Here is a 21,737-nt window from a genome sequence, read left to right on the forward strand (position 1 = left end):
CCCGCTCCCACACTTGATCTGGTTCCGGCAAAGAAAAAAGCGGTGCGGCGATTACAACGTTTACGGGATTACTGATGCTATTCAAGCAACTCTCACGCCTGGCAAAAATCACCAGCCCTCTCGGGCCCGAGGTGCTGTTGCTCAAGGACATGGGCGGCGGCGAAGAGCTGGGGCGGCTGTTCAACTATGAGCTGCAGCTGCACTCGCTGGACAACGCCATCGACCTCAACCAGTTGCTCGGCAAACCCATGTGCCTGAGCCTGCAACTGGACGGCGGTGGCGAGCGTCATTTCCATGGCATCGTTGCCCGCTGCAGCCAGAACGTCGACCAGGGCCAGTTCGCCAGCTACCAGGCCACGCTACGGCCCTGGCTTTGGCTGCTGACCCGCACCTCCGATTGCCGGATTTTCCAGAACCTGACCATCCCGCAGATCATCAAGCAGGTGTTTCGCGACCTGGGTTTCTCGGATTTCGAAGATGCCCTGAGCCGGCCCTATCGCGAGTGGGAATACTGCGTGCAGTATCGCGAAACCAGCTTCGATTTCGTCAGCCGCCTGATGGAGCAGGAAGGGATCTACTATTTCTTCCGCCATGAACAGAACCGTCATGTGCTGGTGCTGGCCGATGCTTATGGCGCTCACGCCAGCGCGCCCGGCTACGCCTCGGTGCCCTACTACCCCAAGAATGAACAACAGCGCGAACGCGATCATATCCACGACTGGCACCTGGCCCAGCAAGTCCAGCCGGGCTCGCTGGAACTCAACGACTATGACTTCCAGCGCCCCAGCGCGCGCATCGATGTGCGCTCGGCCATGCCCCGTCCGCACACCGCCGGCGATTATCCGCTGTACGACTACCCCGGCACCTATGTGCAAAGCGCAGACGGCGAGCACTACGCCCGCACCCGCATCGAAGCCTTGCAGACCCTGCACGAACAGGTCGAGCTGGCCGGCAACGCCCGAGGCCTGGGGTCGGGTCATTTGTTCAGCCTCACCGGCTTCAGCCGCCAGGACCAGAACCGCGAATACCTGATCGTCGGCGCCCGCTACCACATTGACCAGGAAAGCCTGGAAACCAGCGGCGGCGTGGCTTCGGCACAGTTCGAAAGCAGCCTGACCTGCATCGACGCCCAACAAAGCTACCGCCCGCTTCCCAACACCCAGCGCCCCATCGTCAAAGGCCCGCAGACCGCATTGGTGGTCGGCCCCAAGGGTGAGGAAATCTGGACCGACCAATTCGGCCGGGTGAAGGTGCATTTCTATTGGGACCGGCACGACCAGTCCAACGAAAACAGTTCGTGCTGGATACGCGTGTCGCAATCCTGGGCTGGAAAAAACTGGGGCTCGATGCAGATCCCGCGGATCGGCCAGGAAGTGATCGTCAGCTTCCTCGAAGGCGACCCGGACCGGCCGATCATCACCGGTCGCGTCTACAACGCCGAGCAGACCGTGCCCTACGACTTGCCGGAAAACGCTACCCAGAGCGGTATGAAAAGCCGTTCGAGCAAGGGCGGCTCGCCGGCCAATTTCAACGAAATCCGCATGGAAGACAAAAAAGGCGCCGAGCAGTTGTACATCCATGCCGAGCGCAATCAGGACATCGTGGTCGAGGTGGATGAAAGCCACTCGGTGGGCCACGACCGCAACAAAAGCATCGGGCATAACGAGACGGTGACCATCGGCAACAACCGCCTGCGCATCGTCAAGCAGGAAGACATTCTGTCGGTAGGCCAGCGCAAGACCGACAGCATCAGCCAGAGCTACGTCATCGAAGTGGGCGAGAACCTGCGATTGGTGTGCGGTGAAAGCATCCTGGAGCTCAATGCCAGCGGCCAGATCAACCTGACCGGCGTGCAAATCAGCTTCTATGCCAGCGGTGACGCCGAGATCAACACCGGCGGCGTGCTGCACCTGAACAACGGCGGCGGCCCTGGCGCCACGCCTGACGGCCAGGGCGTCAAGGCCAGCATCGACGCCAATATCAATGCCGCGTTCCCCAACGCCAAGGGTTAACCACGAGATTTAAGCGCCATGACTTACCGCATCAATGAATTCCAGTTCCAGCTCCCGGCAAGCGAACTGCAAGACGCCTCGATCAACATCCTCAAGTTCCCTGAACTGGGCACTTCGCTGATCGTCAGCCGCAGCTTGCTGGCCGAGGGCGAAACCTTGCAAAGCAACTTCGACGACCAGCTCAAGCGCCTGGAAAAACAAGTGCAAGACTTGCGTTTTCAACCAGGCGTCGCCGTGCGCCTGGGGGCCAACCAGGAAGTCGAAGGCATTGAGTTGCGCAGCCAGTTCAACAAGGGCAACGACAAAGTCTTCCAGTATCAGTTGGCGCTGGTATTGCCCGGCACCCGCAAAATGCTCGCCCTGAGCTACGTGAAGGCGGAAAAACTCGGCGATGCCGAAGCCGCGCATTGGGCGACCATCAAGAGTTCGTTGCTGTTCGACGTTCCGGCCTGATGAGCACCCTGCATGTCTGACGCACTCTGGGCCGCCCGCCTGGGCGATGCACTCAGCCACACCTCGATGATGGCTGACATTCTTGGCGGCGTGCTGGAGGTGGCGGCCAACATCGCGATCACCGCGGTGGCGACGGCTGCCGTGGTGGCGGCGACGGGCATCACCGTCGCCACCGGCGGCCTCGGTTGCTTCCTGCTCGGCGCGGTGGTGGGTACCATCGTCGGCCTCGCCATGAGCAAGACCGGGGCCGACAAAGGGCTAAGCAATTTATGCGAGAGCTTTAGCAACGCATTGTTCCCGCCCACGGTGCAGGCAACGATTCTCACCGGCTCCACCAACACCCTCACCAACAACATCCCTGCTGCCCGCGCCGCCGGGGCGATCCCGTCCCATGTCGCGCCGGCCGGCACCGAGTTGGAAGCACCCGAGCCGGAAGCCGAGCCCAGCTATCTGGACATGGCCGAGAGCTTCTTCTCGCAGATGTGGCGCCCCACCGTCGCCACTCCGGCGCCCGGCGCGGTGCCCAAGCCGCTGGACCTGGTCGCCTGCATGAAGCATCCGCCGATGCCGCCGCAGTTTCTGGCCGAGGGCTCGGACAAAGTCACCATCAACGGCCAGCCCGCCGTGCGCAGCGGCGACCGCACCACCTGCGACGCCAAGGTCGTATCGTCCGGGCTGATCTCATCGAACGTAACCATTGGTGGCGGTTCGGTGGTAGTGCGTGAGATCCGCAGCGGCAAGACCCCGGGCGTGGGGCTGGCGGTCACCGCGTTGCTGATGCTCAAGGGCGGCAAGGGCAAGTTCTTCAGCAAACTGCCGTGCATGCTGATCGGCGGCGCGACATCGATGGCCGTCAGCAGCGCCATGGGCGCCATGGCCAACGCCGCCATGGGTTCGTCGAACCCGGTGCATGCGGCGACCGGGGCCAAGGTGCTGGGTGGGGACGAAGAGCTGGATTTCGTGCTGCCGGGCATCTTGCCGATCGATTGGCAGCGCTTCTACAACAGCCGTGACGAGCGGCGTGACGGGTTGTTTGGCACGGGCTGGAGCGTGTCCTACGAGGTGCGCGTGGAAATCCTGCCTCACCCCGAGGGCGGGGAAACGTTGGTTTATACCGACGAACAGGGCCGGCGCATCGACATGGGTTCGATCCCCTTGGGCGGTGCGGTGTTCAGCGCGGGTGAAGGGCTGAGTGTTCGGCGGCACGTCAACGGGCAGCTGTTGATTGAAAGCGACAGCGGACTGTATCGACTGTTCGATATAACGCCTGGAAGTTCATCGCTGCTGCGCCTTGATCAATTGGGTGATCGCAATGACAACCGCGTCTATCTCGACTATGACGACGCCGGACGGCTGGTACGACTGCGAGATACCTTCGATCTGGTGCAGGTCGAACTGATTCGGGAACGCGACCGCGTGGCTCGAGTGGAACGCCTGTATCCCGACCAGCGTCGTGAAGTCTTAGTGAGTTATGCCTACGATCCGTCAGGCAACCTGACAGAAGTGCGCGATACCGCAGGCCAGGTGCAGCGTCGTTTCGTTTACGACAGTGAGCGGCGGATGACTGAGCATCAGTTGCCCACAGGCCTTCGCTGTTTTTATCAGTGGGCTTGCATCGAAGAAAAGGAATGGCGCGTGGTCCGGCACTGGACCGATGAGGGCGACACTTACCAGTTCGACTATGACCTGAAGGCCGGTGCAACGCGCATTACCGACGGCTTGCAGCGCGTCAGCACACGGCGCTGGAACACCCAGTACCAGATCACCGAGTACACCGACAACCTCGGCCAGACCTGGCAGTTCGAGTGGAACGACGAACGCCAATTGCTCAGCGCCACCGACCCACAGGGCGGTCGCTACGAATACAGCTACGACGACGCCGGCAACCTGATCGGCGAAACCGACCCGCTGGGCCGCAGTGACTCGACCTTATGGCTCGAGCACTGGGCCTTGCCGCTGGTGGAAACCGATGCTGCAGGCAACAGCTGGCAATATCGCTACGATCAGCGAGGCAACTGCATCGCCGAAACCGATCCGCTGGGCCATGTCACCCGCTACCGCTACGACACCCACGGCCAAGTGGTGGAGATCATCGACGCCTCTGGTAAAAGCAAAAAGCAGCGCTGGAACCCCTTCGGCCAATTGGTGGAAAACATCGATTGTTCGGGTTATCCGACGCGGTATGGCTATGACAATCGTGGCTACCTTCAGGTCATCACCGACTCGCTCGGGGAGCGTACAACCTTCACATATGACACCGTGGGCCGGTTGCTCAGCCGCCAACTTCCCGATGGTCGTTTTGAACATTATCAACGCAACGCCAGTGGTCAATTGACGGAACATACCGACCCATCAGGTCATACCACTCATTACCAATACAACCTTCGGGGTCGAATTCGTCAACGTACGGATGCCCATGGCCGGCAGGTGCAATTCAGTTATGACAGTTACGGGCGGCTACAAGCTCTGACTAATGAAAACGGCGAAAATTATCGGTTTACCTGGGATGCCAGCGACCGTCTGATTGAACAACAGGATCTCGATGGAAGCGCCCATCGCTATGATTACGACGTTCTGAACAGCATTACCCGCGTAGTCTCGTTGCCTACGCAATATGGTGACGGGCTTGCTGTTGTCTCGGAAACGCCCGAAAAGCCTATCGTCCACCGCCTGGAGCGAGATGCGGTTGGGCGTCTGGTTGCCAAGATCACTGACGATGGCCGCACTGATTACACTTACGATCCGTTGGATCAACTGATCGCGATCACTTTCAGAGACACCCAGGGCCGCGAACAAAAACTCGGTTTTGTATATGACGCTCTGGGCCAGCCACTCGAAGAACAAAGTTTGGGCGGCAGTTTAAAACATCGCTACGATGAACTCGGTAATCTGATCCAGACCCAACTGCCCGACGGCCGCTGGATCAATCGGCTGTATTACGGCAGTGGTCATCTGCACCAGATCAACCTCGACGGCCAGGTCATCAGTGACTTCGAACGTGATCGCCTGCACCGTGAGGTATTTCGCACACAGGGCCAAATCAATACCAGAACTGAATATGATCGCGGCGGGCGCCTGCGCTCATACGTGCGGCGCCCGAATAGCCAGCCGCGACAATTACCTGGAGCGACACAAACACACTTCGACTATGACCCCAGCGACAACCTGATTGCGCGCCTCGGACAAAAAGCAGGCACTGCGCATCGACAGTTTTTGCATTACGACGCTACCGACCGAATCATCGCCAGCCAAGACAACATTCAAGGGCAGCATGAAATCTATGCCTATGATGCGGCGGCCAATTTATTGGACGGCCCGCAACCGGGGGCAGGTCTGGTAGTACATAACAAATTGTTGACCTATCAGGACAAACGCTACCGCTACGATAGTTTCGGTCGACTGATCGAAAAACGTAGTGGCAGCCGAGGGGTTCAGCGCTTCAGGTACGACGCCGAAAGCCGTGTGATCGAAGTTCGAAATCAGAGTGCGGCGGGTGAAACTATCGTCAAGATGGCGTATGACCCCTTGGGTCGGCGCATTGAAAAAACCGTACAAGACAAGAATGGTTATCCGCTTGGCACCACTCGTTTTGTGTGGGACGGCTTGCAACTGTTTCAGGAGCACCGGAACAACCAGACTAGCCTGTACCTTTATGAAGACGGCAGCTACGAGGCGCTGGCGCGCGTTGACGGAATGGGCCCGCTGCAAAAAATCCGTTACTACCACAATGACCCCAATGGGTTGCCGCAGGAGCTCACGGAACACGATGGGCACTGCATCTGGCAGGCCAATTATCGAGTCTGGGGTAATACCGCCAAGGAGACTCGTGAGCCGTACTATATAGAAGAGCAGAATCTGAGATTCCAGGGACAATACTTGGACCGGGAAACCGGACTGCACTACAACACGTTCAGGTTTTACGACCCTGACATTGGTCGGTTCATTACGCCTGATCCAATAGGGCTCGCCGGCGGTCTGAACCTCTATCAGTATGGCCCCAACCCGATGGGTTGGAGTGATGCATGGGGGCTGGCGGGCAGTCCAACTACGGCAACCCATATCACCTATCTGGGCGTCGACAAAGCGACCGGTAAAGCCTATGTCGGCTATGCCAGCATGCAAGGTAAACAGGTGGGTTCAGACGTGCTGAACTATCGCTATGGATCGAGTTTTGATCGCTTTGGTGGTCAAGCTCCTCAGGTCCTGCATACAGCATACGGCCAGGACGGAAAGGACGTTACCCGTGGGCTGGAGCAACGCGTTTATGAAGGGTTAGGCGGAAAAGACGGCACCGCCAACGCGCAGAATCCGGTGGGCCAAGGTAATGCGCGAAGAAAAGAATATCTTGCTGCTGCTGATAAACATCTGGCCAAAACACCGGCAGGCAAAGCCTTGGATAAACGTATAAAAGCCGCCAACAAAGCCAGAGTCAAAGCCGCCGCTAAAGGGGTCAGCAAAGGCAGAGGAGGCCGTTGCTCATGAGTGATTCGTTAATGATTATTAAGATGGAGTGAGCCCCATGGCCAAACGCATAACCTGGAAGGAAGGCGATTTAGTCAGCCTCAAACTGCGAGACGATTTATATACCGTAGGCCAGATGATCAAAAATTCCGTCATGCGTTTTTACGACGTGAGAAGCGTGAATGGAATCTGGAGCGATCTCGTGCTGGACGACAGTAAAATTCTGTTCAGCGGTTTTGTAGGGAAGGTCGTTACCCAACGACTTGCCGTCGAAAAACTACAACCTACGACTCCACTGGTCCTGTCAGACCACGAACGTTACTGGTTAAGACCGCACGTTAACTTTGAAGGTGGATTCCCCTTTCGCGGTGCCGACCTGATCGATACCGGCAAAGACTGCGCTATCGATTACAGCTTGGCACCCGTGCGTCAAAAAGATCTGAAGCTTTCAAAAAATCGCGATGCTATTGAACAGTATGAGCTTACCAACATGTGGGGGGACGAAGACTTGAGCGACAGATTGTGCCGCTATTTCGATACTGGACTTAACCGTGACGATTTGAAATTTGAAGTATTTCCGGGGCTGTGGACGGATCGTGAGAGTCTGCGGCCTTTAACCCGACGTTTACCTGTACCACTAAGATAAAAAGCAGCGTTTAATGCACAGCGGTTGGTAATAGCTATAAAGGCGCTTGATTCACTGCATTAAACGCTTGGCAAGCCTAAATGCGTCACTTGAGTTTTTATTCGGAATAACGAACATGAGCGCGTTAGAAAAGGCACTAATAGAGCTGCGCCGTATCCACAAAAAATTTCAGTTAGAGGGCAGCTTCGAAAAGAATGGCCAAGTCAACGCCACATGGCCGCAAACGCTTGAACGCTCTGTCGAAACTGACTTTTTCTACGACAACTACGAGCCTGTGGGTGTAGAGATAGAGACAGGTTTGACTCCGATACGTTTTTTTGATCTGAACACCCTTGAAGATGACCAAGTGGGTTACAAGTGGGATGGCAATTCAAACAAGTCGCAGCTCAACCCACGCTGGCCAGCCAGTTTTGTAGTATTCATGGATGATATCGGAGGTGGTAAACCTGTCATCGCTGTTACCGACATTGAGGGTACACCTGTATTTGCCAGCTATGACGTGGCTTTGCCTTTCAAAATTGCCGACTCATTGGCTGATTTCTTTTTCGCTCTTGCAAAATTGATTGAGGTTGTCCACGGAAAATTCGAAATATTTGAGATCTATAACGACGATGACGAGCTTTCCAGCAAGTTCGTGAAATTACTCACAAAGGAAGTCAGTCCCCTACTGGGGAAAGAAAATTTCGAACGGTTTTTTGATTACTTTTATGGTTGATCTTCAGGTCATGATTCTGACCCGGCCAATGAGCGCAGAAGATGGAACAACTGGAAGACGAATACCCCGGCGATTCCGATTGGAATGTGTTTGTGCGGTTATACGAAGAGGACTATCTCGACGACAACGCCCGCACACTGGCCAAAGTAATGGATGGTTACCTCGATATGGCGGTCGTCCTCAACGGTAAAAGAGGGCTTGAGGAAGGGTTGTGGTGGATCAAACAGAAAGTGCCCGCCCTCGGTAACAAACGGCCGGCCGATTGCCTCAAGAATCCGAAGCTGATCAAACGCCTGAGAATGGCGCTGATGAGTATGCCGTAACCTACACGGAGAAAGGTGCAATGGAAGGCATCGAATTGCGCAACCCGCACAACGATTACGCAGCCGTCAGACACTTACGTCGGATTAACATCCCGCATGTCTGACGCACTCTGGGCCGCCCGGCTGGGCGATGCCCTCGACCACACCTCGATGATGGCCGACATTCTTGGCGGCGTGCTGGAGGTGGCAGCGAACATCGCGATCACCGCGGTGGCGACGGCTGCCGTGGTGGCGGCCACGGGCATCACTGTCGCCACCGGCGGCCTCGGCTGCTTCCTGCTCGGCGCGGTGGTGGGCACCATCGTCGGCCTTGCCATGAGCAAGACCGGGGCCGACAAGGGCTTGAGTAACCTGTGCGAGAGCTTCAGCAATGCGCTGTTTCCGCCCACGGTGCAGGCGAATATTCTCACCGGTTCCACCAACACCCTCACCAACAACATCCCCGCCGCCCGCGCCGCCGGGGCGATTCCGTCCCATGTTGCGCCGGCCGGCACCGAGCTGGAGGCACCCGAGCCCGAAGCCGAGCCCAGCTACCTGGACATGGCCGAGAGCTTCTTCTCGCAGATGTGGCGCCCTACCGTCGCCACTCCGGCGCCCGGCGCCGTGCCCAAGCCGCTGGACCTGCTCGTCTGCATGAAGCATCCGCCGATGCCGCCGCAGTTCATGGCCGAGGGCTCGGACAAGGTCACCATCAACGGCCAACCCGCCGTGCGCAGCGGCGACCGTAGCACCTGCGATGCCAAGGTCGTATCGTCCGGGCTGATCTCATCGAACGTGACCATTGGCGGCGGTTCGGTGGTGGTGCGTGAGATCCGCAGCGGCAAGACCCCGGGCGTGGGGCTGGCGGTCACCGCGTTGCTGATGCTCAAGGGCGGCAAGGGCAAGTTCTTCAGCAAACTACCGTGCATGCTGATCGGCGGCGCGACGTCGATGGCCGTCAGCAGCGCAATGGGCGCCATGGCCAACGCCGCCATGGGTTCGTCGAACCCGGTGCATGCTGCGACCGGGGCCAAGGTGCTGGGGGGCGATGAAGAGCTGGATTTCGTGTTGCCGGGCATCTTGCCGATCGATTGGCAGCGCTTCTACAACAGCCGTGACGAACGCCGCGACGGGTTGTTCGGCGCGGGCTGGAGCGTGTCCTACGAGGTCTGTGTGGAAATCCTGCCTCATCCGGAGGGTGGGGAAACGCTGGTGTACACCGATGAGCAGGGCCGGCGCATCGATATGGGGTCGATCCCCTTGGGCGGTGCGGTGTTCAGCGCGGGTGAAGGGCTGAGTGTTCGGCGGCACGTTAATGGGCAGTTGTTGATTGAAAGCGATGACGGCATGTACCGCTTGTTCAATCCGACGCCGGGCAATACAGCGCTGCTGCGCCTTGATCAATTGGGCGACCGCAATGACAACCGTATCCACCTCGACTATGACGAAACCGGACGGTTGGCGCGCCTGCGGGATACTTTCGATCTGGTGCAGGTCGAGCTGATTCAAGAAGGCGGTCGTGTGGCTCGGGTGGAACGTCTGTACCCCGATCAACACCGCGAAATACTCGTCAGCTACGGTTACGACGCAATGGGCAATCTGGCCGAAGTGCGCGACGCCACCGGCCAAGTGCAACGGCGCTTCAGATACGACGCCGGGCGGCGGATGGTCGAGCATCAGTTGCCCACGGGGCTGCGGTGCTTTTATGAATGGGCGTTGGTTGAAGACCTTGAATGGCGCGTGGTCGGGCACTGGACCGACGAAGGCGACACTTACCAGTTCGACTATGACCTGAACGCCGGTGCAACGCGCATCACCGACGGCTCACAGCGCATCAGTACTCGCCACTGGAACACCCAGCACCAGATCACCGAGTACACCGACAACCTCGGCCAGACCTGGCAGTTCGAGTGGAACGACGAACGCCAATTGCTCAGTGCCACCGACCCGCTGGGCGGGCGCTATGAATACAGCTACGACGACGCCGGCAACCTGATCGGCGAAACCGACCCGCTGGGCCGCAGTGACTCGACGTTATGGCTCGAGCACTGGGCCTTGCCGCTGGTGGAGACCGACGCCACCGGCAACAGATGGCAATATCGCTACGATCAGCGCGGCAACTGCATCGCCGAAACCGATCCGCTGGGCCATGTCACCCGCTACCGCTACGACACCTTGGGCCAGGTCGTCGAGATCATCGACGCCACCGGCAAAAGCAAAAGGCTGCGCTGGAACCCGTTCGGCCAACTGGTGGAACACATCGATTGCTCGGGTTACCCGACGCGCTTCAACTACGACCACCGGGGCTATCTGCAAACCATCACCGATGCCCTCGGCGAACGCACCCAATTCAGCTATGACGCCCAGGGACGGTTGCTCAGCAGCCAATTGCCGGACGGCCGCACCGAGCAGTATCAGCGCGACGTCAGCGGCCAGTTGATCGGCTATACCGACCCGGCCGGGCACACCACGCTCTACCAACACAACCGTCGCGGCCAGGTCCGTCAACGCACCGACGCCCATGGCCGGCAGGTGCAGTTCGGGTACGACCGCTATGGGCGGCTGCAGGCGCTGACCAACGAAAATGGCGAGAGTTATCGGTTTGCCTGGGATGCTGGGGATCGACTGATTGAACAACAGGATCTGGATGGCAGTGCCAAGCGCTACACCTATGACCTGCTGGATAACGTCGCGGCGGTCACGGCTGTTCCGGCGCCTTATGGCAACGGCCTGGCCGTCGTCCCCGAGTCGCCTCCCGCTCCCATCGTTCATCGGCTGGAACGGGATGCCGTTGGCCGGCTGATCGCCAAAATCACCGACGATGGCCGCACCGACTACTCCTACGACTCACTGGACCAGCTCACCGCTGTCACCTTCACCGACCACCACGGCAACGCACAAACCTTGAGCTTCGCCTATGACGCCCTCGGTCAATTGCTCGAAGAACAAAGCGCGGCCGGCAACCTGCACTACCACTACGACGAACTCGGCAATCTCATCCAGACCCAACTGCCCGACGGCCGCTGGCTCAATCGCCTGTACTACGGCAGCGGCCACCTGCACCAGATCAACCTCGACGGCCAGGTCATCAGCGACTTCGAACGCGACCGCCTGCACCGCGAAGTGCTGCGCACCCAGGGCCAGATCAGCACTCGTAGCGAATACGACCGCAGCGGGCGCTTACGCTCACGCCAACGCCGACACAGCAGCCAGCCATCGCTGATGCCGGCAGCGGTGCAGAAACATTTCGAGTACGACCCCGCCGACAACCTGATCGGCAAACTCGACCAGCAACCCGCCGCGCAACACCGCCAACTGCTGCACTACGACGCCACCGGCCGCATCATCGCCAGCCAGGACAGCCTGCACGGCCAGCGCGAAACCTTCGCCTACGACGCCGCCGCCAACCTGCTGGACGGCCCACAACCCGGCGCCGGGTTGGTGGTGCACAACAAACTGCTGACCTATCAGGACAAGCGTTATCGCTACGACGCCTTTGGCCGAGTCGTTGAGAAGCGCAGCACCAATCGCGGAACCCAACATTTCTTCTACAACGCAGATAATCGTTTGGTTGAAGTGCAGAATCAAAACGGCATTCACCAAACCGTTGTGCGGATGAAATACGACCCACTGGGCCGTCGTATAGAGAAAACCGAATACACCTCTGACAACCGGCCGCTCTCCAAGACTCGTTTTATTTGGGATGGAATGCGCTTGTTGCAGGAGAGTCGGTACAGCCAGACCAGCCTCTATCTTTATGCAGGCAACACCTATGAACCACTTGCACGAATTGATGGACAGGGCGCTCATCAGAAAGTCCGTTATTACCACAACGACCTGAACGGCCTGCCGGAACAGCTCACAGAGGACGACGGACATAGCGTCTGGCAAGCTTGTTTTGCGGTGTGGGGCAACACCATCCAGGAAGTCCGTGAACCCTACTTCATCGAAGAACAAAACCTGAGATTCCAGGGACAGTACCTCGACCGTGAAATCGGATTGCACTACAACGTCCTACGGTTCTACGATCCTGACGTTGGTCGCTTTACGACACCAGATCCGATAGGCCTGGCCGGAGGCCTTAATTTTTACTCTTACGCACCCAACCCTATCGGCTATGCTGACCCTCTGGGCCTTGCCGTCGACCCGCTGGTAAAACTGAAAGACCGCGGCTACACAGGCGTTACAAAGACCCCCGGCGGAGGTCTCGACTACTCAGAAAGTAATGCTCTTTACAACAAGAAGCCCGGCGTTAATCCAATCGTCAGAATTGAATACACTGGTGACTATGGCAAAGACTTCGAGGCCGCAAACAAGGCGGCCAAGTTGAGTCAAAAAACAACGCCGGCCGGTCATGTCTGGCATCACTTGGATGATTACGATCCCAAGACCAACAAAGGCACTATGCAGCTCATCAAGCAAAACGCCCACAGTGGCATAAGCCACAATGGCGGCGTAGCCCAATACAAGGCTGCTACAGGCAAGGCCTATACTCACCCAGCTCGTTTCAAGAGCAAAACAAAAGGAGCGCTAAAATGCGGTTGACCCTCGAAGAGTCCGAACATGCCCTCTCCGTGCAGGACCTGAATGAATTCGAAAAAAAATTCAGCGTGCCATTACCAACAGCCTTTAAAGAGTTTTATCTAAGGAACAATGGGGGCTATTTACCTGAGAGTAAAAGCGACAACGAGTTTTTGTTGGGCGGCTTCACACCAATCAAATACGGCGAAGTTCCCATTGAAGTTGTTCATGATGATTTAACTGATGATATTCCGTCATTGAAAGAAATGATCCCCTTTGCCTACGATCAAGGCGGGAACTCTTTCCTTCTGTCAGTCAAGGATGATGACTATGGAAACATCTACCTTTTTTTGATGGATGAAAAAGAGCTGGCATTTGTATGCAGCTCATTTGAAGAATTCATTGCCGAACTCACAGGCTGAATAACCAATACGAAGATCGGTTTACCTGCCGCAATGGTCGCTACGCGACAATGCCGAACACACCAGCCAACCGTCAATGATGCCGGCTACCGTGCGAAAGCATTTCGAGTACGACCTCGCCGCCAACCTGATGACAGCCGGTGCTTATTACGGTTTCTGCGCAGCTTCTACCATTTCGCGAATGGCTGGGGCGGCAATTTCTTTTGCCTGAACCTTGATTCGGGGTCTATCTACAAGTGAACATAATGAGCATAGAAATTCGGAAAAGCTTGGAAGTTGAATTTCTGGTAGGGCTAAAAAAGATAACGTCGTCTCACTTGGACCTGAAAGCAAGCAAAAACAAACTTGGCCTATTTATCTCCAAGGAAAAGCTCGGGGAGATTTACATACAACACTTGACCAAGGCCAACGGCTACTATGCGGGTCTGGAGGTTTATACATGCGAGGCATTTAGCTTCTGCATAAACCAATCACCGCCCTATCAGAGCCGACTATTGAACTCATCTTTTTTGTCGAAAAGTTCATTATCGGAAGAAACAAAACAGTTTGGTGACGAGCTGGGCGGCATCATTAGAACTCCACCACCTGATGAAATAAACGCAACAGTACAAAAAATAAACGAACGACTGATAAAATTTTACCTGTCAAAGGCAGAGAACTGCATCCTTGGCACGCCCTCATTAATTGACGACATATTGGCAGAACCTGACAACTATGCGTACCCCTTCCTAGCCGCATTATTTGCAGCGCAAAAAAATGACCTGAGCCTGGACTCAGACGTCTTCAAAAAAGTCCTTGCAACCAAATCAATATTCGGAAACAAACAATTTGATTTGGCTTTGGCAAATAAAATTCTGGGGACAGGTAACAAGTAGCCCGCAAGGAACTATTCACCAAGATCGACAGTAGCTGTTGGTCCTTAGTAAGGTGAAAAAGCTGCTGGTGGAGATTAATGATGCTTGAAAATACATTCTCAAATGACGAAGCGGCCATTACGCCAGCGGATCTGGATCATCTGGAATCCGCCATTGGCAAGAAGCTACCGACGCCCTTTAGAAACCATTACCTCAAGCACAACGGTGGCGTACCGGAGCGGACCTATTGGGTCAGCGAAGATTTTGACGAGCCACTGGAAGTGGCTGCATTCAAGCCAATTACCGGTGGCGACTCCACGCTGCTGTCCACCTACCAGTTGATGCTAAAAAAACAGGTACTTCCTGCACACCTCCTGCCTTTCGCGAACGACTGGGGTGGCAACTTTTTTTGCCTGAATCTTGATACGGAGGATGTTAGTTATTTCACGGCTGATAGCTTTGATAGCGACCTAAGCCCTGAAGAGAATCAGGCCCAATCCGAGAAGTTCGTCTGCTCGAATTTCCTCCGGTTTGTTCAAGGGCTAATCGATGAGGAAGACTTGGAATGAATGATTCAAAACATATCCTTGGACGGTAATTTGTCGAACGACCGTTCAAACCTTTGTATGGGAAACTGCAATAGAAATCCTAGAGTAGGCTATTAGAAATCTGACGCCACTTACAGCGATCAAGTATTAAGCAGGACGTCTACCATAAATGCAGAGCTATCATATGAAAGACTTAGCCAATGAAAACCCCAAACTGGCAGACGAGTTAATGGCCATCATGGCCTCGGGCAATGAGCTCGATGAGCAAAACAAAAAAAATGAAGCCCAGGCCTTGTACCAAAAAGCATGGGACTTGCTTCCTGAGCCAAAACTTGAATGGACACCTTTGTCGTCATGGGTCACAGGTTCTTTTTTCAACCTGCACTTCGACAACGGTGACTTCGAGGCCGCTAAAGATTGGGCACAAAAGACCCTGGATGGCCGAAAGTCAGATATCGATACAGGTCCGTTGATCAACTTGGGAATGGTCTACTTTGAACTGGAAGATTATTCACAGGCTTATAAATACTTTGACGATGCTTATAGCTTCGGTAAGGCGCGAGCCTTTCAAGAAAGACCAAAAAAATATCTGAAATTCTATTTAGAGAAAAAAGCCTGAGCAAGGCCGGGGACTCTAGGACCAATGCGTCGGAGAAACCGAGCAGGATGCCGATCGAGGTTTATGGATGAAAAAGCAACGGCTACCCACTCGGCGAAACCCGCTTCACTTGGGACGGCCTGCGCCTGTTGCAGGAACATCGCCATCAGCAAACCAGCCTCTACCTCTACGAAGACGAAGGTTACGAACCGCTGGCCCGTGTCGACGGCACCGGCCCACTGCAAAAAATCCGCTATTACCACAACGACCTCAACGGCCTGCCGGAACAGCTCACCGAGGCGGACGGCCACAACGTCTGGCAGGCGAGTTATCGGGTGTGGGGCAACACGTTAGAAGAGGTGCGCGAGCCGTATTACATTGAAGAGCAGAACCTGCGGTTTCAGGGGCAGTACCTGGACCGGGAGACGGGGCTGCATTTCAATACGTTCAGGTTTTATGATCCGGATGTGGGGCGGTTTACTACGCCGGATCCGATTGGGTTGGCGGGGGGGAATCAATCTTTATCTGTATGCGGCCAACCCACTCGAGTGGGTGGACCCGTTGGGATGAAGTTGCTCGTCATCCATTAACAAACGAATCAACAAGCTGAAGAAGCAGGGCTATCAGGACCATCACATACTGAGCGACAAACACGACAGTACGAAAAATCACCCACTGCTCAAATTGGCAGGGTTCGACCTGCAAAGCCGGCAGAACAAAATATTCCTGCCCAATAAAACCAAAGCTTTGACTGATGGGCGTCGATCGATCCACCAAGGACGCCATGCGGGTAGAGTCAATCGAAACCTTGGAAGCAAAATGGACCAAGTGGAAATAATCGGCAAACGAAACAACTGGAATCAGGCCCAATACCGCAAAGCGTTGGATAAAATAGTGTCCAACGAGCGCAAATTACTCCGCTCAGGCGAAAGGCAATTGAATCAAAATGCACGCCCTGGCGCTCATTACAATTAGGAGATCCAGAAATGATCTTAAGCTGGAAAGCCCCTATCTATTACAACGATAAATTGATCGGGTCATACGATGCGGAGCGCGGCTCCTATGAAACGGCAGGATCGAACTTTGACTATCTGTCACTCCTGACAGGTGAGCCTTACCCTGTCGACATGGATAAACCCAAAATATTTTTTCCATGCAAAAAGAAAAAATTGCTGACTTACGACTGCTTATGGCTATTAGGCGACATTCCTTTGGTGAGCCAGCGGTTAGCGGATTTCCTCGTACAGAACGCCGGTCACTCTATTGAGCTCTTGCCACCCACAAGTATTGCTGCGGACGGGGAGCAAGTGAGCGAAGTCTATTACGTTGTCAATGCTGCCCAGGCGATAAGTGCGGTTGATCACAGCAAGTCGGTAGCAGAGCTCTCTGACAATGGCTCAATACTCTACTTCAATGAAATTTGGCTTCATGATAACGCCGCGGAAATGGGCGCAATTGCACGCGAGCGTGACTCGGGAGATCTTTTGATTTCCCAAGAGTTGGCTGATGCCATGATCGAACAGAAATTCAAAAGCGACAAAGGGCTAGGCTTCTACACCGCCGAGCGCTCATTCACCCCCTATAAAAACCAAGCGTGATCTACTAGTGGAAGGCATTCGTTAAAAGCGTCAATCAACGCCTACAAAAAATGGGCACCCGACCCAGTCGGCGTGCCCATTTTTCCAGCTCGCACTCATCATGTTCCCTCGCCATTCGGTCAGTCGCCAAATCAACAAGGAAGTACTAATGCTTTCTACCTGGCGATTACGTAGGCAACCCCAACCCCGATCGAAAATGGTTTTCCAGTCGGTCCCACGCCAATGCCTGACAGTGCTTGTTTAAAAGCCTTGTAGGTAACGTCGTGAAAGCTACAACACCTTGCGTCGTTGCCTACGGCTACGCCAGAATCCGCCGGCTTGTGCGCTTTGGGGTCGGTCGGTAACTTAATTCGTGTCACTGATCGTCAGTGGTCGGGTTTAGTCGCCCGCTGGTAATTGAAGTTGTACAAGCGTCCGTCAGACAGGTACTTGCTACCTGCATTTTGATGGTGGCTGTGCGTAGGGCACCTTTGGGTGCGCCGGCTTCTTCAATTCCCCGGTCCGACTAACCTGCGTACAGCCGCCACCCCTTCGTTTAGTCGGCGAAGGGGTGTCAGCATCACTCATGGAATTGAAGATCATGTTCAAAGTTACACCTAACCCACCGGACACCGATCCGGTCTCCCCATACGAAAGCCCTGATTCAAAAAAACTCAACGATGCCGCCGAGCGCGCCCTCGACCATCACTTCCCGCCAGCCGAACCAAAACCACCGAAACGCAAAGGCCAACTCTTCAGCGTCTGCCCGGGCGTCAACACTGAAGCCCTCCTCGCCAATGCCTCGGAAGATATCTTGTCCATCAGCGCCATCGCCGCCGACCTCGCCGACGACGTGGACGGTTCACGCCGCTCCGTAGCCCTGTCGCTCAGCCGCCTGGCCGACGGGGTGCATTTGTTGGTAGAGCGCGCGCTGGATCACCTGAATGAGCCGGAAATAGCAGCGATTCTCGCCAGGAAACAAAGCCGAGTCGGCTGATCCGCCAGACAGAAAAAATGGGCACCCAACCTCGTTGGCGTGCCCATTTTTTATCCCGCTCGCCCGCTGTGCGGGAAGTCGGTGCGTGTTACGGATTAACGCTGTCTTTCAACGACTTGCCTGGCTTGAACGCAACAGTGTTGCTGGCCTTGATCTTCACCGGCTCACCGGTTTGCGGGTTCTTGCCGGTACGGGCACCGCGATGGCGTTGCAGGAAGGTGCCGAAGCCCACCAGCGTGACGCTATCCTTGCGATGCAGAGCGCCGGTGATTTCTTCGAGAACGGCGTTGAGAACGCGATTGGCCTGTTCTTTGGTGAGGTCTGCTTTTTCCGCGATGGCAGCGGCGAGTTCTGGTTTACGCATTAGTGAAGCCCCTTTGACGGTTTTTTGTTGTTATGTCCGTGCTGTTCTCATTGGAACAGCGCCCAAGGCGCCGCAGGTGCTCTACTCTGCGGCAGACGGGAATGAGGATGGCACGCGCGCAAGAGCGGCGCCAGTCTCCCCGCGACCTTTGTGGGGGCAAAAACGGGGTGATTCCGACAGAACGACCGGCATTTACGCCAACAGGGCCGGAAGCTCTTTGTTCAGGGCGAGTTTTTCCATCACCGCCGCGCCGGTCAGGGCGTAACCCAGTAATTTGCCGGCGCTGTCGCGGCATAGCACTTTGATGTCCGCGCCCTGCCCTTCGACCGTCCAGACGCCCTCCGCGCCCCGTGGTGGCGGTGAAACCACCAATGGGCAGACCGGGGTTTTCACGGTGATCGGCATCGGGCCATAGCTCACCACCGTCGGGTTTCCGGCGAGGGTTTGGGCCAGCGCTCTCGCACAGCTCATGAGGGGCATGACGTACAACAGATTCAGCCCATCGACCTCGGCGCAGTCGCCCAGGGCGTAGATGTTGGCGTGAGAGGTTTTCAGGTGACGGTCAACCACCACACCACGATTGACCTGCACCCCGGCAGCGGCCGCCAGGTCGATGCGCGGACGCAGACCGACAGCCGAAACCACTACGTCGCAAGGAATGACCTGACCGTCGGACAGATGCGCTTCCAGGCCGTCAGCCACGCGCTGCAAGCGATTGAGCACCGGCCCGAGGTGGAAGCGTGCGCCGAGGCTTTCCAGGCCGGCCTGGACCGCAGCGGCCGCGGCCGGGTGCAGCAAGGTCGGCATGACTTGTTCGCAGGGAGCAACCAGTTGTACTTCGTAGCCACCGAGAATCAGGTCATTGGCGAATTCACAGCCGATCAAACCGGCGCCCAGCAGCAACACCCGACGCTTGCCGGCCGCGGCCGCGCGAAAACGTGCATAGTCTTCAAGGTCGTTGATCGGGAAAACCGCGTCGGCCGCGTCGCCTTCGATCGGCACCCGCACGGTTTCCGCGCCCCAGGCCAGGATCAAGTCACGGTAGATCACCGATTCTTCGCCGATCCACAGGCGCTTGTGGCCCGGATCGATGCCGCTGATACGCGTGTGGGTGCGCACTTCGGCCTTCAATTGCTCGGCCATGGCGCCCGGTTCGGCCATGCTCAGGCCATCGGCGTCTTTATTCTTGCCAAAGCCGGTGGAAAGCATCGGCTTGGAGTAGGAGCGCCCGTCATCTGCGGTAATCAACAGCAGCGGGGTTTCGCCATCGAGCTTGCGAAACTCCCGGGCCAGGTTGTAGCCAGCCAGCCCAGTGCCGACGATCACGACAGGTGTGTTCATTCCTTACTCCTTGGATGCTTAGTTGATTTCAATCATTTCAAAATCCATTTTGCCCACGCCACAGTCCGGGCACAGCCAGTCTTCCGGCACGTCCTGCCACGGTGTGCCCGCCGCAATACCGTCGTCCGGCCAGCCTTCGGCTTCGTTATAGACCAGGCCGCAGACCACACATTGCCACTTTTTCATTCAGGTACTTCCTCGGAATTCAGGCTTTTGCCGGCGCAAACGGTCGATAGTGAAGCGTTGCCGTCCGGCTCAGGGCGTTTTGTACTGATCAGGCCCGTCAGATGCAAGCCTGTTCGGCGCAACGGCAGGCCGGATCAATCAAACTCGCCGCCTGCCATGGTAAGCTCGCCGCCTCATTTGCTGCCAATAATGACTCACTGTGCCGCACTCAAAAGCCCCTTCCCCGACGCCACTCTGGCTCCCTCGAAGCCAAGTGACGCCCCTCCCCGACACGTCTACGCTCGATTGGCTGTTCGATGAAGGGTCGCTGACCCGACGCCTGACCCGTTTGTCGAATGACGGTTTCAGCGTCACGCCATTGTTCGAAGGCTGGCAATCGCTGCGCGCCGACGAATGTGCCGCGCTGGAGCTGGCTGAAGGCAGCGAAGGCTGGGTGCGCGAGGTGTATCTGCGCGGCCACGGTGAAGCCTGGGTGTTTGCCCGCAGCGTAGCGGCGCGTAGCGCGCTGCAGGGCGACGGATTGCATATGGATGAGCTGGGCAGCCGCTCTCTGGGCGAATTGCTGTTTTGCGATCGGGCGTTTCAGCGCCGGGCCATCGAGGTTTGTCATTATCCTCAAGCCTGGTTGCCGATGGAGGCTCAGGCGCCTGAACTGTGGGGCCGGCGCTCGCGTTTCGACCGTTGCGCCCTGAGCGTGCTGGTGGCCGAGGTTTTCCTGCCGACCCTGTGGAGCGCCGCCCGCGCGCATCCGGAGAACTGCTGATGTACCAGAACCTGCTCAAGTCTCTGAACCGAGTGAATCCTCGGGCCTGGGATTTCATTCAGCTGACCCGCATGGACAAGCCGATCGGCATTTACTTGCTGCTGTGGCCGACACTGTGGGCACTGTGGATTGCCGGTGAAGGTTCGCCGTCACTGGCCAATATCGTGATTTTCGTGCTCGGTGTGGTACTGACCCGTGCCGGCGGTTGCGTGATCAACGACTGGGCGGACCGCAAGGTCGATGGCCATGTGAAACGCACCGAGCAACGGCCGCTGGTGAGCGGCAAGATCAGCTCCAAAGAAGCCTTGGTGTTCTTCGCGGTGCTGATGGGCGTGAGCTTCTTGCTGGTGCTGTGCACCAACGCGGCGACTGTCTGGCTGTCGCTGGGCGGTTTGGCCCTGGCCTTCACGTATCCGTTCATGAAGCGTTACACCTATTACCCTCAAGTGGTGCTGGGCGCGGCGTTCTCCTGGGGCATGCCAATGGCGTTCACTGCCGAGACCGGTGAGTTGCCGGCGACAGCCTGGTTGCTGTGGATCGCCAACTTGCTGTGGACCGTGGGCTACGACACCTATTACGCCATGACCGACCGCGACGATGACCTGAAGATCGGGGTGAAATCCACCGCGATCCTGTTTGGCGATGCCGACCGGGTGATCATTCTGACCTTGCAAGGCCTGGCGCTGGGCTGCCTGTTGCTGGCTGGCTCGAAATTCCATCTTGGTGGCTGGTTCCACCTTGGGTTGCTGGTGGCGGCAGGCTGCTTTGCGTGGGAGTTCTGGTACACCCGCAGCAAAGACCGGATGCGTTGCTTCCAGGCGTTTTTGCATAACCACTGGGCGGGGTTGGCGATATTTGTGGGGATTGTGCTGGATTACGCGTTGCGTTGACCATTGGAAAAGATCGCAGCCTGTGCAAGCTCCAACAGGGGGATGGAGCGACTGCAGGCTGCGAACTGTTTACGGCGCAGGCGAATC

At 56.6% G+C, this 21,737-nt stretch carries 19 protein-coding genes and 1 pseudogene; 17 read left to right on the forward strand and 3 right to left on the reverse strand.

What is annotated here, in order from left to right; translation table 11 throughout:
• Window positions 1-74: 74 nt before the first annotated feature.
• From tssI to PSH64_RS29815, 15 genes and pseudogenes are all read left to right on the forward strand, one after another.
• A complete protein-coding gene (gene tssI / locus PSH64_RS29745; RefSeq protein ID WP_105342391.1) occupies window positions 75-2,012 on the forward strand; it encodes a type VI secretion system tip protein TssI/VgrG in 1,938 nt (645 codons plus the stop codon).
• An 18-nt stretch (window positions 2,013-2,030) separates the two neighbouring features.
• The gene (locus PSH64_RS29750; protein WP_105342393.1) at window positions 2,031-2,465 is read left to right on the forward strand and encodes a DcrB-related protein; all 435 of its coding nucleotides are present in this window, start codon (window positions 2,031-2,033) and stop codon (window positions 2,463-2,465) included.
• A 12-nt stretch (window positions 2,466-2,477) separates the two neighbouring features.
• Window positions 2,478-6,947, forward strand: coding sequence for an RHS repeat-associated core domain-containing protein (locus tag PSH64_RS29755; protein WP_305479412.1), 4,470 nt, complete (start codon window positions 2,478-2,480; stop codon window positions 6,945-6,947).
• A gap of 37 nt (window positions 6,948-6,984) precedes the next feature.
• Complete coding sequence (locus PSH64_RS29760; protein WP_105342397.1) at window positions 6,985-7,572, forward strand: hypothetical protein; 588 nt, start codon at window positions 6,985-6,987, stop codon at window positions 7,570-7,572.
• 115 nt (window positions 7,573-7,687) lie between these two features.
• Window positions 7,688-8,287 carry a hypothetical protein gene (locus tag PSH64_RS29765; protein WP_105342399.1) on the forward strand — a complete coding sequence of 200 codons (600 nt, stop codon included), beginning with the start codon at window positions 7,688-7,690 and terminating at the stop codon, window positions 8,285-8,287.
• 41 nt (window positions 8,288-8,328) lie between these two features.
• Entirely contained in the window at window positions 8,329-8,610 is a 282-nt protein-coding gene (locus tag PSH64_RS29770) for a hypothetical protein (protein WP_086946470.1), read from the forward strand.
• Window positions 8,611-8,706: 96 nt separating this feature from the next.
• Window positions 8,707-13,134 carry an RHS repeat-associated core domain-containing protein gene (locus PSH64_RS29775; protein ID WP_305479413.1) on the forward strand — a complete coding sequence of 1,476 codons (4,428 nt, stop codon included), beginning with the start codon at window positions 8,707-8,709 and terminating at the stop codon, window positions 13,132-13,134.
• Complete coding sequence (locus PSH64_RS29780) at window positions 13,125-13,532, forward strand: SMI1/KNR4 family protein (protein ID WP_105342410.1); 408 nt, start codon at window positions 13,125-13,127, stop codon at window positions 13,530-13,532. The genes PSH64_RS29775 and PSH64_RS29780 overlap by 10 nt, the downstream gene beginning before the upstream one ends.
• A 245-nt stretch (window positions 13,533-13,777) precedes the next feature.
• Complete coding sequence (locus PSH64_RS29785; protein WP_105342412.1) at window positions 13,778-14,407, forward strand: hypothetical protein; 630 nt, start codon at window positions 13,778-13,780, stop codon at window positions 14,405-14,407.
• A 77-nt stretch (window positions 14,408-14,484) separates the two neighbouring features.
• A complete protein-coding gene (locus PSH64_RS29790; protein WP_244914215.1) occupies window positions 14,485-14,955 on the forward strand; it encodes an SMI1/KNR4 family protein in 471 nt (156 codons plus the stop codon).
• A gap of 163 nt (window positions 14,956-15,118) precedes the next feature.
• A complete protein-coding gene (locus PSH64_RS29795) occupies window positions 15,119-15,553 on the forward strand; it encodes a hypothetical protein (protein WP_305479414.1) in 435 nt (144 codons plus the stop codon).
• Window positions 15,554-15,627: 74 nt separating this feature from the next.
• Window positions 15,628-16,099, forward strand: a pseudogene (locus tag PSH64_RS29800) (RHS repeat-associated core domain-containing protein); the annotation flags it as partial.
• Window positions 16,100-16,171: 72 nt separating this feature from the next.
• Window positions 16,172-16,507, forward strand: coding sequence for an AHH domain-containing protein (locus PSH64_RS30580; protein WP_370694488.1), 336 nt, complete (start codon window positions 16,172-16,174; stop codon window positions 16,505-16,507).
• A gap of 11 nt (window positions 16,508-16,518) precedes the next feature.
• The gene (locus PSH64_RS29810) at window positions 16,519-17,130 is read left to right on the forward strand and encodes an imm11 family protein (protein WP_105342416.1); all 612 of its coding nucleotides are present in this window, start codon (window positions 16,519-16,521) and stop codon (window positions 17,128-17,130) included.
• Between the two features lie 580 nt (window positions 17,131-17,710).
• Window positions 17,711-18,106 (forward strand): DUF6124 family protein, encoded by a 396-nt coding sequence (locus PSH64_RS29815; protein ID WP_105342780.1) that lies wholly within the window; start codon window positions 17,711-17,713, stop codon window positions 18,104-18,106.
• Between the two features lie 88 nt (window positions 18,107-18,194).
• Here PSH64_RS29815 and PSH64_RS29820 read toward each other — a convergent pair whose 3' ends face one another.
• The 3 genes from PSH64_RS29820 to PSH64_RS29830 all read right to left on the reverse strand — a co-directional run bounded on the left by PSH64_RS29820 (window position 18,195) and on the right by PSH64_RS29830 (window position 19,997).
• Window positions 18,195-18,470, reverse strand: coding sequence for an HU family DNA-binding protein (locus tag PSH64_RS29820; RefSeq protein ID WP_003213368.1), 276 nt, complete (start codon window positions 18,468-18,470; stop codon window positions 18,195-18,197).
• A 192-nt stretch (window positions 18,471-18,662) separates the two neighbouring features.
• Window positions 18,663-19,811, reverse strand: a complete 1,149-nt coding sequence (locus PSH64_RS29825) for an NAD(P)/FAD-dependent oxidoreductase (RefSeq protein WP_105342417.1) — start codon at window positions 19,809-19,811, stop codon at window positions 18,663-18,665.
• A gap of 18 nt (window positions 19,812-19,829) precedes the next feature.
• Complete coding sequence (locus PSH64_RS29830) at window positions 19,830-19,997, reverse strand: rubredoxin (RefSeq protein ID WP_105342418.1); 168 nt, start codon at window positions 19,995-19,997, stop codon at window positions 19,830-19,832.
• A gap of 199 nt (window positions 19,998-20,196) precedes the next feature.
• Here PSH64_RS29830 and PSH64_RS29835 point away from each other — a divergent pair, with 199 nt between their 5' ends.
• Entirely contained in the window at window positions 20,197-20,760 is a 564-nt protein-coding gene (locus PSH64_RS29835; RefSeq protein ID WP_305479415.1) for a chorismate lyase, read from the forward strand.
• Window positions 20,760-21,650 carry a 4-hydroxybenzoate octaprenyltransferase gene (gene ubiA, locus PSH64_RS29840; RefSeq protein ID WP_018927398.1) on the forward strand — a complete coding sequence of 297 codons (891 nt, stop codon included), beginning with the start codon at window positions 20,760-20,762 and terminating at the stop codon, window positions 21,648-21,650. Before PSH64_RS29835 ends, ubiA begins: the two co-directional genes overlap by 1 nt.
• Window positions 21,651-21,737: the final 87 nt, after the last annotated feature.

Source organism: Pseudomonas sp. FP1742 (assembly GCF_030687145.1).
Classification (GTDB): Bacteria; Pseudomonadota; Gammaproteobacteria; order Pseudomonadales; family Pseudomonadaceae; genus Aquipseudomonas; species Aquipseudomonas frederiksbergensis_D.